The organism is Candidatus Accumulibacter contiguus (assembly GCF_036625285.1).
Lineage (GTDB): Bacteria > Pseudomonadota > Gammaproteobacteria > Burkholderiales > Rhodocyclaceae > Accumulibacter > Accumulibacter contiguus.
The window spans coordinates 3,229,606-3,244,557 of record NZ_JAZKUC010000001.1; the positions used below are offsets into that span (position 1 = coordinate 3,229,606).

Here is a 14,952-nt window from a genome sequence, read left to right on the forward strand (position 1 = left end):
AGGCGCATCGACGGCCGCTGGGGTACAATATCGCCCTTTTGCAACCTGATGATTTTACCGAGGTTTCTTCGTGCTCGTCGCCAATAACATCACCATGCAGTTCGGGGCCAAGCCCCTTTTTGAAAACGTCTCGGTCAAGTTTGGCGAGGGCTATCGCTACGGACTGATCGGTGCCAATGGCGCCGGCAAGTCGACCTTCATGAAGATCCTGGCCGGTGAACTCGAACCCAGCGCCGGCAACATCTCCAAGGATCCGCACGAACGCATGGCCTATCTGCGCCAGGATCAGTTCGCCTTTGAACAACAGCGCGTGATCGATGTGGTGATGATGGGTCACGAGCAGATGTGGGCCTGCATGCTTGAAAAGGACACCATCTACGCCAATCCGGAGGCGAGCGAGGAAGACTATATGCACGCCGCCGACCTGGAAGCCAGATTCGCCGAATACGGCGGCTACACTGCCGAAGCACGCGCCGGCGAACTGCTGCTCGGTGTGGGCATCCCGGCCGAACAGCACTTTGGCCCGATGAGCGATGTCGCTCCCGGCTGGAAGCTGCGCGTTCTTTTGATCCAGGCGCTGTTTGCCGACCCGGACATCCTGTTGCTCGACGAACCAACCAACAACCTCGACATTGCCACCATCCGCTGGCTGGAAAACGCGATCAACGAGCGCAACAGCACGATGGTCATCATTTCCCATGATCGACACTTCCTCAACCAGGTCTGTACACATATGGCCGACCTGGATTACGGCAAGATCTCCGTCTATCCGGGTAACTACGACGACTTCATGGAAGCCTCGACACAGGCCCGCGAGCGCCAGCAGAGCGCCAACGCCAAGGCCAAGGAACGTATCGCCGAGCTGCAGAATTTCGTTCGCCGCTTCTCGGCCAACGCTTCCAAGGCCAAACAGGCAACCTCTCGCCTGAAGCTGATCGACAAGCTGAAACCGGAAGATATCAAGCCTTCGTCGCGCCAGTATCCGTGGATCCGTTTCGAGTTTGACGAAAAGGAGAAGCTGCACCGGCAGGCCGTCGAAATCCAGAACCTGAGCTTCGGCTACCACGACAGCGAGCGAAAGATCTTCAACAAGCTCGACCTGACGCTCAACGGCGGCGATCGTCTGGCAATCATCGGAGAAAATGGTGTCGGCAAGACCACCCTGCTGAAGTTGCTGATGGGCGAGTTGCAACCCCAGCGCGGCAGTATCAAGTGGGCGGAGAAAGCTCGCCCCGGTTACTATGCCCAGGACCACGCCAGCGAATTCAACAGCGACCTCAGCCTCACCGCCTGGATCGCCGGCTATGCACGCAGCAGCGTCGGCGATGGGGATGACCTGTCTACGCTGGTCCGCGGCACGCTCGGACGCCTCTTGTTCTCGGGCAATGAAGTGCAGAAAGCGGTCAAGGTGATCTCTGGCGGTGAACAAGGCCGGATGATTTTCGGCAAATTGATGCTCATGCGACCGAACATTCTGGTCCTTGATGAACCCACCAACCACCTCGACATGGAATCGATCGAGTCGCTCAATAGTGCGCTCGAGAAGTTCAAGGGAACATTGATCTTCGTCTCGCACGACCGCGAATTCGTTTCATCGCTCGCCACCCGCATTCTCGAAGTGCGCATCGACGGCAAGGTGATCAACTACCTCGGCAACTACGAAGAGTACCTCGCCAGCCAGGGGATCGCCTGAGGCAGAACTCGAGCGCGCAATTCCGGCGGATCAGTTGGCAGTTCCGTCGGCTGATCGGCCTGCTTCCCTGGTAGCCTTCCTGGCCTCGCGCTCGGCATCCTGCTGCGCCCGTTTCTCCTGTTTGGCTTGTCTCTTGGCCTGCCTGGCTGCCTCTCTGCGGCGCCCTTCTTCAGCCTTGGCCGCTTTTGCAGCCAGCTTCTGCTCGCGTGCAGCGGTCTTCGCAGCCTCCTCGGCGTGGAAACGCTCGGCGCTCTCCTGCTGCCCGGCTTCGCGCCGAGGCTGATCGGCAAGCCGCTGCGCTTCCTTGGCCTCGATTTCCTGTCTCTTTGCCTCGCGTTGGAAATCGCGAGCCGGTTGATCGAGCTTTCTAGCCTCGATGATCGTCGCCGTATAGCGCTTCTTGGCGGCCGCGAGACAATCGTTGACCAGAAACCTGGTATGGCAATTTTTTTGCTCGGCCTCGTGGCGACGCTCTGCTTCCGCACGCATCGACGCGGCTCTCTCCCGCTGCGCGCTGGCCTCTTCGAGCGTTTGCGGCAGCGGCAGCGAAACCTCAGCCCAGGCCGCGCAACTGATCCATAGTAAGGCCAGCAGCAATCTGCCGACACGCATTGAACTCTCCTTCAATGTGAACCGTTAGGCCCGGCAGACTTCCCGGTTGGTCCGAGTCCCTGGCTTTCGCTGGTCGGGTATTCTCCCGGCAAACTGCCAATGTGCAAGGTTTGCGTCGGAAAGGCGAATTGCACCCCCTTGCTCCCGGCCAAACTAACGATATCCAGCAGAATCCGCTGCCGCGCGAGGAGTTCTGCCGCCCTGTTGGGCACCTTGAGAAAAAAGTTCACCAGGATATCCAGGCTGTGAGGCCCGAACTCATAGAAGAACACCTGGGGGTTGTCCTTGCGGGTGTCTGGATCAGTTTTCAGGATCATTCTCACCCCTTCGACAAACTCCTTGATCATCTGAACGGATGTGTCGCTGGTGAGGTTCAGAACAGTCTTGACCTGCCGATACTCGCGCAACTCCATGTTGTCGACAGTGCTGTTCACCAGTTGACTGCTCGGAATGATGACCAGGGAGTTCTGGGTCGTGCGAATTCGGGTGCTGCGAAAACCGACGTTCTCGACGGTTCCCTCGATGCCCTGGACCTTGATCAAATGGCCAATGGCGAAGGGCCTCTCGAACATGATGATCAGCGAACCGAGGAGGTTGGCAAGAGTCTGCTGCGCTGCCAGGGCGACTGCAAGGCCGCCGACGCCGAGACCGGCCAGCACCGAATAGGCGGGCAAACCGATCCGGTCAGCGCCAGTCACGAGGATGAAAACCGCCGCGACGACGGTCATCAGCCGCGTCACTAGGCGGATAAGCTGGCTGTCGATGCTGCTGACCAGCAATTTTTCCCCGGCGATCAGACTCGCAGCGACGGCGCCGCCAGCGGCCCAGACCGTCCAGGTGAGCGTGAGATAGAACAGGGTCCAGATCGACAGCGTCATCACCTGGTAGACGTTGCCCGAAATCCGTAGCGTGTCGGCAAGAATCGATGCGGTCAAAGGCGCCACGATGATCAGGCTGAGCGGCCGCAACAAGCTCGCCCACTTCTCGGCCGATGGCGATCGACTGGCCCAATATCGACTCAGGCGAAAGCACAGGAGAACAACGGCGATGCCGGCACCCAAGACGAACGCGATCGCGCACCAGCGCCACACCGGCTGGTCGAGGAACGTCGTCCGAACGCGATACTCGGGCGTATCGATCAACCATCGGGGCGGTACCAGTCCCCGCAATAGAACAGCCACCCCAACCGGACTATAGGTGGAGAAATCGTCCCAGCCGACGGTGGCATCGGGTTTATACGGCAGGTTCTTGACCCTGCCGTAGAACTCCGGCAGGCGGCTGAGTGTTTCGGGCGTAAACAGATATTCCCCGGCGCGCGGTCCCTTTTCAACCCGTTGAATCCGAATCTCGGAATTTGGCAGGGTCCAGCGCTTGAATTCGGCCTTGGCCATCGCCTCGGCATCCGGAATCGACTCGAAGGGCGGGACATCAATGCGGTCGAGAACTTCCTTCAATTGTATCGACAGCCGACGTGCGGACTCCTGAAGCATGGCCGGCGGCACTTCGTTCAAGTCCAGTGCCCGCTGGGCCGCTTCCTGGTAGTGTATTGACTGGCCAATGGTGCGCAGTTGCGTCGGTGTCAAGTAAAGCTCTGGGGAAGCGAGATACACCTGTACGACACCGACACCCGTTGCATAGCTCTTGTTCATGAATTCGAGGAAGCCCTGGATCGTGGCTCTCGGGCTGGAGGTATCGATCGGTTTCAGGGGGCTGTCCTGTCCCGCACCGACAGGCACGGCGCAAAACAGGAGCATGACCAACGCCAGGATAGCTGCGATCGGGCACCCGGCGGGAGCCAATTGAAAGGTATTCTTCACTGGCACGCTATGAACCTCATCGCAGAAAGGGGTCACTCCCATTCTCTGCTAATCTGTACCAAACCACTTTTCCAGCAGGGCCTGATTATCGTCGTTCATTGCCATCAGCGTTCCCCTATGATCGGTAAGAAATGCCAAGGATAGCAACTTCCTGGCCTCTCTGATAGGTTTTCCCGGCCTTGTCGTCGATACCATAGACATGGCCGGAGGATGGCGAAATGCGTCTGGCAATGGCAGTTGCACGGCTTTCCGCCGGGATGCAGGGATCGACGAGGTCGCAAAGAAGGTGAAAGAGGTGCTGTGATGAAGGCGGGAGACTTCATCGATGTTCAGTCGGGGTCATCTCCGACCTTGCCTCCGATGACTCTGCCGAGCAGAGCGACGAATAATCCCGTGGACAACCCGCACATCAGGATACCTGTCAGGCCCTCGACGGGCCCGAGCAACCGCCACGGTCTGGGCAGTACCAGATCGCCGTAGCCAATCGTCGTATAGGTCACTCCAGAGAAATAGAACGCCGACTCGGCATCGGGCAGGCACTCCGTCCACAGATAAAAGAATGCCCAGACGGCAATCTCGCTCAGGTGGATCAAGATCAGAGCCAGCGTCAAGCGGATAAGTAGCCAGACAATGGGCCAGAAGCGCTTCGGCATCGGGGTGGGCGATCGCATAAAGACTCTGAGCAGCACGGCGAGCCCACTGGCATGCACGATGACCGTGACCCCCACCAGAACACACGCGATGACGAGATTCGAGTGCATCGTCAGGGATTGGCAGCGAGCATCGGGCGGCTGGTGCGGCAGTTCATCAGATTCATCGTCATCGATCCTCACGGTCGGGCGCAGCACCCTGCGTGCTCTGTTTTTCCTCGAACGATCTCAACTCATAAATTGATCCTTGCAGTTCCCGTGCGGCCCTGGAACTCGTCAATGACATCAGCCACCCTGACTCGGCGCCCGAAGTAGCCGACCCTTTCCTCCAGGCCTTCGGCGCGCAGCATGTCACGCACCGCCGCGTGCGCCGCCACCAAGCGCAGGCCGATGCCCGCCGCCTTGAGTTCGTCATGCAGTTTCGCCAGCATTCGCGCACCGGCCAGATCGACAGCGGGTGAAGTGGACAGATCGCATACCACCAAGCTGAGCGGAGCGGCGGTCGACCGAATTCTCTGCCAGACCGCATCGCGCACATACTCGACGTTGAAGTAGAGCAGGGAGGCCTCGACGCGGAACACCAGCGCACCCGGAACTGCCTCGTTGTCCGGGCTGCGCTCCATGTCGGAGTAACTCCGGAGGGTGCCGGGGATGCGGCCGAGGAAGGCCACATGCGGGTGCGCGGCGCGCCGGATGAGCAACAACATCGAGACGAGCACCGCCACAATCACGCCCTTGAGAATTCCGAACAGCAGCACGCCGGCGAAAGCGACCATCGACACGCTGAATTCGAAGCGGCTTACCCGCCACACGTGACGCAGTTCGCCGATATTAATCAAGCCCTTGACGGCAACCAGCACGATCGCCGCGAGAACCACGTTGGGCAGGTTGTACAGCAGCCCGGTCAGGTACATCAGGCAAAGACCGATCGTCAGCGAAGCGAAAACCAGGGCAAGCGGCGTTTTGGCGCCGGCCTTGTCGTTTACCGAGGACTGCGACAGGCCGCCGGCCACTGGGTACGCCTGAAAGAACGCCGCGGCCAGATTCGCGGCGCCCAGGCCGAGCAGTTCCTGGCGCGCGTCGATTTCGTAGCCGTGCGCCTGTGCCAGGGTACGTGCTGCGGAAACACTTTCCACGTACGCCAGCAACAGGCACGCGAACGCCAGCGGGATCACCCCATCCACGTCGCGCAGCCGCAACTCCGCCATGTGGAAATCAGGCAGGCCTTGTGGCAAGGCACCGACGATCTTGAAACCGAGATCCCCCAGTGCGGTCACCGACAGCATGAGGATGGAAATCACCACCACCAACAATGCGATCGGACGGCCCGGCAGGAATCTTTCCCCCAGTAGCAGCACCGCGAGAGCGGCCAAACCGAAAGCGAACACGGCGAGGTTGGTCCCGGGAAGCTGGCCAGCGAGGATGACGATGCGCTCGAAGAAACCCTCACCGCCGCCCTTGACCCCGAACAGCTTGGGCAACTGGGTCATGGCAATCGTCAGCGCCGCGCCAGCCTTGAAACCGAGCAGTATGGTTTCGCTGATGAAGTTGACCAGCGAACTCAGTCGAAACAGCCACGCCAGCACGCACATGGCGGCGATGACCAGTGCAGTCAGCGCCGCGATGTCGGCCCAGCGACCCGGATCGCCCTGCGCCATGCCGGCGATCGTGACGCCGACCAGCATCGAGATTGCCGAGGTGGGACCGACCGCCAGTTGGCGAGATGATCCGAACAGGGCATAGAACAGGCCGCCGACCAGATAGCAGTAGATGCCGTACTGCGGCGGCAGGCCGGCCAGCGAGGCATAGGCGAGCGACACCGGGATGCCGTAGGCGGCAAGAGTGACACCGGCGATCGCGTCGTTCGCCAGCCACTGGGGCCGATACGCGGCGAGCCACTGCGCCGGGGGAAAGACGGCGCGCCAGCCGCGGACCGGTGGGTCGCGCGCCAACGCGCTCGCGGGTCGCGCTCCTTCAGTATCTGCGGCTGGACTCACGGATTGTCTTCCACCTGCGCTTCGAGTCGTCCTTCCCGGACCGCCTTGACGAAAGCCCGGTAGTCCCGCTGATTCTGGTCGCTGTACTCGACCGCGAACTCGCCGATGGCGTCGTCGAAGATGGAGCTTGAACCCATGTAGCCGGCGATCAGCGCCGCATCCCCGGAGCGCGCATGCGCTCGCGCCAGTGCCCTGGCACACAGCCGGCCGTAGATGGTCAGCAGGTCGACATCCCATCCCTCGACGATGGCGCTGATCTTGACATCGCGCAATTGCCGGAAATAGTAGTGCCGGCCGTTGACGCCTGCCGTCCAGCCGAGGAACATGTCGCTCGCTCCCTGCATCAGGCGCTGCCCCGCAACCACTCGCTGGCCGTGATTGGCATGCAGGCTCGCCCCCGCATAGGGTTCCAGAACCGATGCCCGCGCTTCCTTGATCTGCAAGAAGAGCGGGTCATTGTCCGCAGCCATGAACAGCGCCACGAGGCATTGGGTCCCGACGCTGCCCACGCCGACGACCTTGACCGCCACGTCACACAGGTGAAAGCGGTCGAAGAGCACGCGCACGTGCTCGGGAAGGGACGCGCGGTAAGTGTCCAGGGCTTCCCGGTACTGCGTCTGCATTCCCGGAGCCTGTTCTTCACTGGGGTGGAAGACGAGTGGCGGATTGTCCTTGATCTTCGGCAGCGCCCCGTGATGTTCGGCGAGCTTCAGGAAAACGTTTTCGACGGCGCTTTGCTGGCGCGCTTTCTGGATCCGCCGGGCGACGAGCTGCCTGCGTTTGTCGCTGGTTCCGCTCATCTCGGCCTGAACGCGGTCAAGAGGGATGGTGTCGTACCAGACATCGAGCGCCCGCATCGACGAATAGTCGGCCATCCGCTCGCGGTAGGCGCGCACCGTTGCCGTCGCCGCCCGTGTGGCCTCGTTTTCATGCAGGCGCAAGTATTGCGCGGCAATGACGATGCTCGCGGCAAGACGCTTGAGATCCCACTCCCAGGGCGCCGGCAGCGTCTCATCGAGGTCATTGACATCGAAAACCACTTGCCGCTCCGGCGTCGCAAAGCCACCGAAGTTCAGCAGATGCGCGTCGCCGCAGGCCTGTACCCGGAGTCCGGTGTTTGGCGTAGACGCGAGGTCGGCGGCCATGATCGCGGCCGAGCCGCGGTAAAAGGTGAACGGCGACTGCAGCATTCGCCCGAAGCGGATCGGCACGAGTTCGGGCATCCGGCCCTCGTTGGAGGCGGTCAGCACCTCGATCGGATCACGCCGTTTCTTCGGCGGTTTCCATCCGCCCTGTGCCTCGCGCGACACCAGATCGCGCAGTGCGCTCCCTTGTGCGCGGCGCTCCTGCGGGGACAAGACTACCGCTTGGCCATTTCCGGCGGCGCTTTCCTGCTTGTCATCAAACTTGCTCCTTACCATCTGCAATCCTCCGTCTTGGTCAACACGCGTCATATGGATTCATTATAGTCCCAGTTCCGGAGACGCCGCCATTGCCGCGGCGGCCTCGGCGAGAGAAGTTGTTTGCATTCTTTACCATGCCAAATGGGTTACATGCAAGATTATGGGTTTTGCCTGGCAAGCCCGCTCACTGTCCGTGCCAGTAACGTCGATACGCCGCTCGATACGAGGAGAGAGCGAGTTCGCTCGTCAGATCGATGCGCACCGCACCATCCCGATCGGTGCGCCACACCCGGCTGCCGGAATAACGTTCGACGACGTCGGGACGGGGATGCTGATAGCGGTTTCGATAACCCACGGGGATGATCGCCGCACGCGCGCCAACGGCGGAGATGAAGTCGGGCGTCGACGAAGTGCCGCTGCCGTGGTGCGGCACCAGCAGCACGTCGCTGCGCAAGCGGGCCGCGGCCCGGTCGAGCAGGGCCTGCTCGTCGCGCGCCTCGATGTCGGAGGTGAGCAGGACGCTGCCGAAGGCATTTTCGATCCGCAGCACGCAGCTCATGTGGTTGGTTTTCGCCGCCCTATGCTCGTAATCAGTGGCTGACGGGTGCAGGATCGTGAAGCGAACGCCGTCCCATTCCCAGGCCTGCCCGGCAAAGCAGGGTTCGCCGGGAAGTTCGGCAACCGACGACAGCGTGCGCGCAATCGGCAGGGCCTCCTGCACCGCAAGCACGCCTCCCGAGTGATCCGTGTCGCGATGGGTCACGACCAGCGCATCAATCTGCCGGACGCCGTGCGCACGCAGATAGGGAACGATGATGCGTTGCCCGGCGTCCGACTCGGCGCTGTACAGTGGGCCGGCATCGTAGAGGAGATTGTGCTCGGCAGTGCGCACGACAACCGCCAGTCCCTGCCCGACATCGAGGACGTCCACCCAGGTATCGCCCACCGACGGTCGTGCTGCCGGCCAGAGCAGCGCCGGCAGCAACAGGCACAGCCCGAGCCAGCGTGCCGGGAAACCGCGCGGCAGCAGTAGCCAGATCACCCCGAGCATCGCTACCAGCGTCGCCGCCAGCGGCGGTGCCGGCTGTTCCCATACCGGCCAGACCGCCAGCCATTCGAGAAAACCCATCAAACCGGACAGCAGCCAGTGATCGAAGTAGAGCAGCGGCGGCCAGGGAAAGACGGCGAAGAGCAGCGCCAGCGGCGTGATCATGAAGCTGACCAGCGGGATCGCAAGGGCGTTGGCCAGCGGCGACACCAGCGAGAACTGCTGAAACATCAGCAGCAGCAGCGGCAGCGTCCCGAGGGTCACTGCCCACTGCGTCGCACCCCAGTTGGCAAGCAGCGCTCGCCAGCCACGGGAAGCACCCAGCCGGGCCGTACCGACAAAGAAGAGCAACCCGACAGCCGCGAAGGAAAGCCAGAATCCCGGCGCCAGCACCGCCCAGGGGTCGAGCAGCAGCACCGCCAGCAATGCCAGCAGCATGCTGCGACTGGCGCCGAGATTGCGGCCCGACCACAGCGCCAGGGCAACGACGCTCAGCATGTAGACGGTCCGCTGCGCCGGTACGGCAAAACCGGCGAGCAGGGAGTAGCCGAAAGCCGTGCACCAGCCAGCGGCGATCGCTGCTTTCGGCGCCGGCAGGAAGAGCATCAGCCGCTCGCTGCGCCGCCACAGCCAACCGACCAGACCGGCAAACAGCGCCGCCACCATCGTCACGTGCAGGCCGGAGATCGACATCAGGTGCGTCACCCCGGTCAGCCGGAACAGGCGCCACTGTGCTGCCGGAATCGCCTGCTCGTCGCCGATCGCCAGCGCAGCGAGAATGCCCACATACGCTGCATCGGGCAGAACTTCAAAAAAGGAACTGCGTATCCGGTCACGCCAACGCTCGATGACATAGGCAGGCCGCAGCACAAAGTCGTCGAGACGCTGTGCCTCGGCGCGCGGACGCACATAGCCGGTGGCCCGCAGGCCACGCTCGAAGAGCCAGGCCTCGTAATCGAAGCCATGCGGGTTGGCGTTGCCGTGCGGGCGTTTGAGACGAACGGTGAAGCGCCAGCGCTCGGCCGGGCGAATCCGCGGAGCATCTCGCCACTCGTCTTCGCGCCAGCCGTGATACCAGGAAAGCATGATCCGCCGCGGCAGACGCGCGCCGGGAGTTTCTACCGCCTCGACGTCGAATTCGCAGCGTTCACCGCGCTCGAAGGCATGCGGCAGCGCCGCAATGACGCCGACGACCTGCACATCACGCCCCTCCCACTCGGCCGGGAGCTGATCCAGCAATCGCTGCCCGGCGAGCAGTGCCGCCCAGGCCAGGCCCAGCATGGCACAGGCGATCGCCGTGACGGTTCGTCCCAGTGCATGCTGCCAGCGGCCGCAGCAGAGCAGCAGCAATGCACCGCCGACCAGCAGGCCAGCGGCGAGCGACAACGCCGGCAGAGTCTCCTGAAGCTGCAGGCAGCCGACACCGAGAGCAAAAGCAAGAATGTTGCCGCGCATGACGAATTAAAGCAGATTCTGCTCTCGTCAGGCGGCCATCCGCACGTTTCACCCCCGGCGACCGACCACGATCGGGATTTCCGCGGCGCTGCCGGCAAGGTCTCGGCGCGCGTGACCTGGACGGATCTCAGCTCAGCCGGAAGCGCCGCACCTCGGCTTCGAGACTTTCCGAGAGACGTTCGAGCTGCGCCGCCGTGGCGGCGTTGCCGGCAACGGCTGCGCAGTTCTCCTCGGCCATGCGCGCGACCTGCTCGACGTTGCGCGCGATCTCGGTGCTGGCGACGCTCTGCTCGCGCAGCGCATGCGAGATGTCGGCAACCTTTTCCACCACCTGCCGCGCATTACCGCCGATCTCGCTGATCGACTCGCCCGCCTGGGTGGCCAGCGCGACACCTTCGGCTACCCGGCTGACCCCCTGGCTCATGCTCTCCACCGCGTCGCGCGTGCCGCTCTGAATCGACGCAATCATCGTCGAGATTTCCTGCGTTGAACGAGCAGTCCGTTCGGCCAGCTTGCGCACTTCGTCGGCCACCACCGCGAAACCGCGCCCCGATTCGCCGGCACGCGCCGCCTCGATGGCCGCGTTGAGCGCCAGCAGGTTGGTCTGGTCGGCAATTTCCTTGATCACATTGACGATCGCCGAGATTCGTTCCGAGCGACCGCCCAGCTCGGCGACAATCGCCGCCGACTGGTTCACCACCTCGGCAATCCGCTCGATCTCGCGGACGACATTGCCGACCACGCGACTGCCGTCAGCCGACAACTCGCCGGCACGGCTGGCAATGCGATTGGCATCCTGCGCGTTGGTCGACAACTGTTCGATCCCCGAGCGCATCTGTTCGATCGCGCTTGCCATGTTTGACGCCGCCGTGCTCTGTTGCTCGCTGCTGCCATTGATCTGCGCAGCCGACCCGGCAAGCTTTTTGGTCGCACCGAGCACCTCGCTGGCACCGTGGTGGACATTCTCGATCAGGCCGCGGAATGCACTCACCATCTCGTTGAGGCTGTCCCCGACGAGTTTCAGTTCATCGCGGGTAGCGAGGTCGACACGCACATTGAGATCGCCGGTGGCGATCGTGCGCGCATCTTCGGCGAGGCGATCGATGCTGCCGATGGTCGCGTAATACAGGCCGACCGACACATACGCGTAGAGCAGCAGGATCAGCACCGACACCGCGATGCTCATGGACAGCTCACGCTGCGCTCGCTCGATGCGGCGCTGCAGCAGCTTTTCGAGCGTCGGAAACAGCGTCTCGAACATCTCCTGGTAGCCCTTTTCGAGCGACGCGGTGGTCAGTGCGAAATAGTCGTCGGGAAGCGTTGCGTAGGTCCCCGAGAGGATGTCCTGGTTCACCAGCGCGCTGACTTTCTGGGCCGCCACACTCATGTCCGTGATCGAAGCCTGCAGCGAGGCATGCAGGTCGGGATTGTAGCGCGCTGTCTTTTCGAGATTGCGGCGCAGGGAAACGACCGAAGAATTCATTCCGGCCAGCAGAACCGTAAGCTCGACCTGTTGCGACAACTCCAGCGGCTGTTTTTTCGTCAGAACGCCAGTTCCCAGCGCCCGCAACTGGCCCATGCGCTCGATCGCCTGCGGCGACTTTTCGAAGGCCGTATCGATCAGGTAGGTTGAGTCGATATCCGGATCATTGGTCAGCGCATATTCATCGGCGACCACCGCCTGCAAAGCCAGAACCTCTTCAATCAGGCGATTGTGCGCCTCGAAATTCTCGCGCTGAACGAGGTGGAGCCCATCCTTTTCGATGGCAGCCCAGGCTTCGACCACTTTCTTCCAGGCAGCACTCGTCGCCAGTTCTGACACCAGGCTGGCTTCAACGGCCTTGAAGGCTGCACTCACTTCCTTTTCCCGAGCGGCGCGCTTGTCCTTCATCGCCTCGTTGCCACTGAGCATGCCCGCAGAGAAACCGCGATGGATCTGCAGATGCTGAACCATGCGGGCAATCGGCTTGATCACTTCGATCCCGGCCAGTTCCCGCTGCGAGCTGTCGATCACCCGGTGCAGACTCTGGTAGAGGTTCAGCACCAGCATGGCGATCGCCAGCAGCGCCAGCACCCCCATGATCGCAAACTTTTTCGTATAGCCGACGCGGTTGAGCAGCGCGATGGCCGGGGCAAACAAGGTTTTCATGAGCAGACTCCAGCTTACAAGTTCCAATCATCGGCGATCGGTGCCGAAACCTGAGACACGCGTCGGGAGGAATGCAGGCTGCCGTCGCGCAGCGTCAGAATGCGCTCGGCACGCTCGGCGAGCGCCGGGTCGTGGGTGACGATCACGAAACTCGTCTGCCGCGAACGATTGAGCGCCAGCATCAGCTCGAAAACGCCGGCAGCGGTCTGCCGATCGAGATTGCCGGTCGGCTCGTCGGCAAGCACGCAGGCCGGTTCGGTGACCAGTGCGCGCGCGATCGCCGCCCGCTGCCGCTCGCCGCCCGACAACTCCGACGGGGTGTGCCGCAAACGGTGCCCGAGTCCGACCTCGCCGAGCACGGCCGCAGCGCGCGCTTCTGCCTCGGCTTTCGGCATGCGCCGGATGTACAACGGCATGGCGACGTTCTCCAGCGCGGTGAACTCGGCGAGCAGGTGATGAAACTGATAGACGAAACCCAGGTGGCGATTGCGCAGGTTGCCGCGCTGTGCTTCATCGATGCGGTTCAGATCATTCCCCATCAGCTGTACCTCACCAGCGTTGGCGGCGTCGAGACCACCGAGCAGATGCAGCAGCGTGCTCTTGCCCGAACCCGAAGCACCGACGATCGCCACCCGCTCGCCGACCCGGATTTCGAGATCGACACCAAGCAGCACCGCGACTTCGCTGTCACCCTGCTGATAGATCTTGCGTAAGCCCTGACAGGCCAGAACCAGCTCACTCATAACGCAGCGCTTCCGCCGGATTGACGCGTGCCGCACGCCAGCTTGGATAAATGGTGGCCACGAGCGCCAGCAGAAAAGCGACGCCGGTAATCGTCGTCACGTCGCTCCATTGCAGTTCCGAAGGCAGATTCGAAATGTAATACACCTCCTTGGCGAGAAACTGCGTACCGAGCAGGCGCTCGATGAACGGCACCACGACATCGACATTGAGCGCCAGGGCGACGCCGCCGGCGACGCCGAGGCCGAGGCCGACGCAACCGATCAGCGACCCCTGCACGATGAACACCGCCATGATGCTCGCCGGGCTGGCGCCGAGCGTGCGCAGGATGGCAATGTCCGACTGTTTGTCGGTCACCGCCATGACCAGCGTCGAGACGATGTTGAAAGCGGCTACGGCGACGATCAGCGACAGGATGATGAACATCATGTTCTTCTCGATCTGCACGGCGCGAAAAAAATTGGCGTGGCTGCGCGTCCAGTCGCTGATGAAGGCATGGGTATCGAGCTTGCCGGCCAGCGAACGCGCCACCCGCGGCGCCACAAAGAGGTCGTCGAGTTTCAGGCGCACGCCGGAAACCCGGTCATCCATGCGGTACAGACGCTGCGCGTCGGCGAGGTGGATCAGCGCCAGGCCGCTGTCGTACTCGTACATGCCGACCTCGAACAGACCGACGACATGGAAGGTCTTCAGACGCGGCACCACGCCGGCCGGGGTCACCACGCCCTGCGGTGCGATCAGCGTTACCCGGTCGCCGACGAAAACGCCCAGCGCGCGCGCCAGCTCCGAACCGAGGATGATGTTGAAGCGATCCGGCTGCAAGGCGTCGAACTGGCCACTTTTCATGTGCGGGCGAAAGTCTGCGACCCGGTCCTCGAGGTCCGGCAGGATGCCGCGCACCAGCGCGCCGCGTACCGATTGCCCGTAGGCCAGCATGCCCTGCGCCTGCACGAAGGGCGCGGCGGCAAGCACCTGCGGCTGTCCGGCGGCCTGCTTCGCGACCTGTTCCCAACCGGCCATTTCGCCGCCGGCGCCGGTAATCTCGACATGCGAGACGACGGCGAGAATGCGCGACCGCAACTCGGTCTGAAAACCGTTCATCACCGACAGCACGACGATCAGCGCCGCGACGCCCAGCGCGATGCCGAACATCGAGATCAGCGAGATGAAGGAAATGAAGTGGTTGTGCTTCTTGGCGCGCGTATAGCGCAGACCGATCAGCAACTCGTAGGGAAGGGCCATCAGCGGCGGAAACTCATCTCAAGGAACCATTCGAAGCGCCGAAACGGCAAAGGCGCTATGCTACACTTTTCCGACAGTGGCTGCCCTCCCCAGCAGCACTCTCCGCACACCTCACCCACCCTTGCCGTCAGCACCCAATCCGTCC

The 14,952-nt window shown here is 62.5% G+C and carries 10 protein-coding genes; 1 reads left to right on the plus strand and 9 read right to left on the minus strand.

All coding sequences use genetic code 11. The features are described 5' to 3' along the window. The first annotated feature begins 70 nt into the window (after nt 1–70). Nucleotides 71–1,693: an ABC-F family ATPase gene (locus V5B59_RS15475; protein WP_169069931.1), complete on the plus strand. Its 1,623-nt coding sequence runs from the start codon at nt 71–73 to the stop codon at nt 1,691–1,693. A 30-nt stretch (nt 1,694–1,723) separates the two neighbouring features. On the opposite strand, the gene V5B59_RS15480 is transcribed toward V5B59_RS15475, so the two are convergent. From V5B59_RS15480 to V5B59_RS15520, 9 genes are all read right to left on the minus strand, one after another. Next, nucleotides 1,724–2,305, minus strand: a complete 582-nt coding sequence (locus V5B59_RS15480; RefSeq protein ID WP_332352019.1) for a hypothetical protein — start codon at nt 2,303–2,305, stop codon at nt 1,724–1,726. Between the two features lie 11 nt (nt 2,306–2,316). Then, on the minus strand, nt 2,317–4,059 hold the full coding sequence (locus V5B59_RS15485; RefSeq protein WP_169069929.1) for a mechanosensitive ion channel family protein: 1,743 nt from the start codon (nt 4,057–4,059) through the stop codon (nt 2,317–2,319). A gap of 392 nt (nt 4,060–4,451) precedes the next feature. Beyond that, nucleotides 4,452–4,970 (minus strand): potassium channel family protein, encoded by a 519-nt coding sequence (locus V5B59_RS15490; RefSeq protein WP_169069928.1) that lies wholly within the window; start codon nt 4,968–4,970, stop codon nt 4,452–4,454. Between the two features lie 35 nt (nt 4,971–5,005). Further along, the gene (locus tag V5B59_RS15495) at nt 5,006–6,724 is read right to left on the minus strand and encodes a SulP family inorganic anion transporter (protein WP_211203351.1); all 1,719 of its coding nucleotides are present in this window, start codon (nt 6,722–6,724) and stop codon (nt 5,006–5,008) included. 41 nt (nt 6,725–6,765) lie between these two features. Beyond that, nucleotides 6,766–8,190, minus strand: coding sequence for a DUF2252 domain-containing protein (locus tag V5B59_RS15500; protein WP_034908417.1), 1,425 nt, complete (start codon nt 8,188–8,190; stop codon nt 6,766–6,768). Nucleotides 8,191–8,356: 166 nt separating this feature from the next. After that, complete coding sequence (locus V5B59_RS15505; RefSeq protein ID WP_169069926.1) at nt 8,357–10,675, minus strand: DNA internalization-related competence protein ComEC/Rec2; 2,319 nt, start codon at nt 10,673–10,675, stop codon at nt 8,357–8,359. Nucleotides 10,676–10,802: 127 nt separating this feature from the next. Continuing rightward, a complete protein-coding gene (locus V5B59_RS15510; protein ID WP_169069925.1) occupies nt 10,803–12,824 on the minus strand; it encodes a methyl-accepting chemotaxis protein in 2,022 nt (673 codons plus the stop codon). Nucleotides 12,825–12,838: 14 nt separating this feature from the next. Then, nucleotides 12,839–13,567: a lipoprotein-releasing ABC transporter ATP-binding protein LolD gene (lolD, locus tag V5B59_RS15515; protein WP_169069924.1), complete on the minus strand. Its 729-nt coding sequence runs from the start codon at nt 13,565–13,567 to the stop codon at nt 12,839–12,841. Then, nucleotides 13,560–14,807 (minus strand): lipoprotein-releasing ABC transporter permease subunit, encoded by a 1,248-nt coding sequence (locus V5B59_RS15520; protein ID WP_288131683.1) that lies wholly within the window; start codon nt 14,805–14,807, stop codon nt 13,560–13,562. The genes lolD and V5B59_RS15520 overlap by 8 nt, the downstream gene beginning before the upstream one ends. Nucleotides 14,808–14,952: the final 145 nt, after the last annotated feature.

Bases quoted from the DNA above. Each gene is read 5' to 3' on its own strand.
- V5B59_RS15480 (WP_332352019.1), bottom strand. From the start codon at position 2,305: ATGCGTGTCGGCAGATTGCTGCTGGCCTTACTATGGATCAGTTGCGCG.
- V5B59_RS15485 (WP_169069929.1), bottom strand. From the start codon at position 4,059: ATGCTCCTGTTTTGCGCCGTGCCTGTCGGTGCGGGACAGGACAGCCCC.
- V5B59_RS15500 (WP_034908417.1), bottom strand. From the start codon at position 8,190: ATGGTAAGGAGCAAGTTTGATGACAAGCAGGAAAGCGCCGCCGGAAAT.
- V5B59_RS15505 (WP_169069926.1), bottom strand. From the start codon at position 10,675: ATGCGCGGCAACATTCTTGCTTTTGCTCTCGGTGTCGGCTGCCTGCAG.
- V5B59_RS15510 (WP_169069925.1), bottom strand. From the start codon at position 12,824: ATGAAAACCTTGTTTGCCCCGGCCATCGCGCTGCTCAACCGCGTCGGC.
- lolD (WP_169069924.1), bottom strand. From the start codon at position 13,567: ATGAGTGAGCTGGTTCTGGCCTGTCAGGGCTTACGCAAGATCTATCAG.
- V5B59_RS15520 (WP_288131683.1), bottom strand. From the start codon at position 14,807: ATGGCCCTTCCCTACGAGTTGCTGATCGGTCTGCGCTATACGCGCGCC.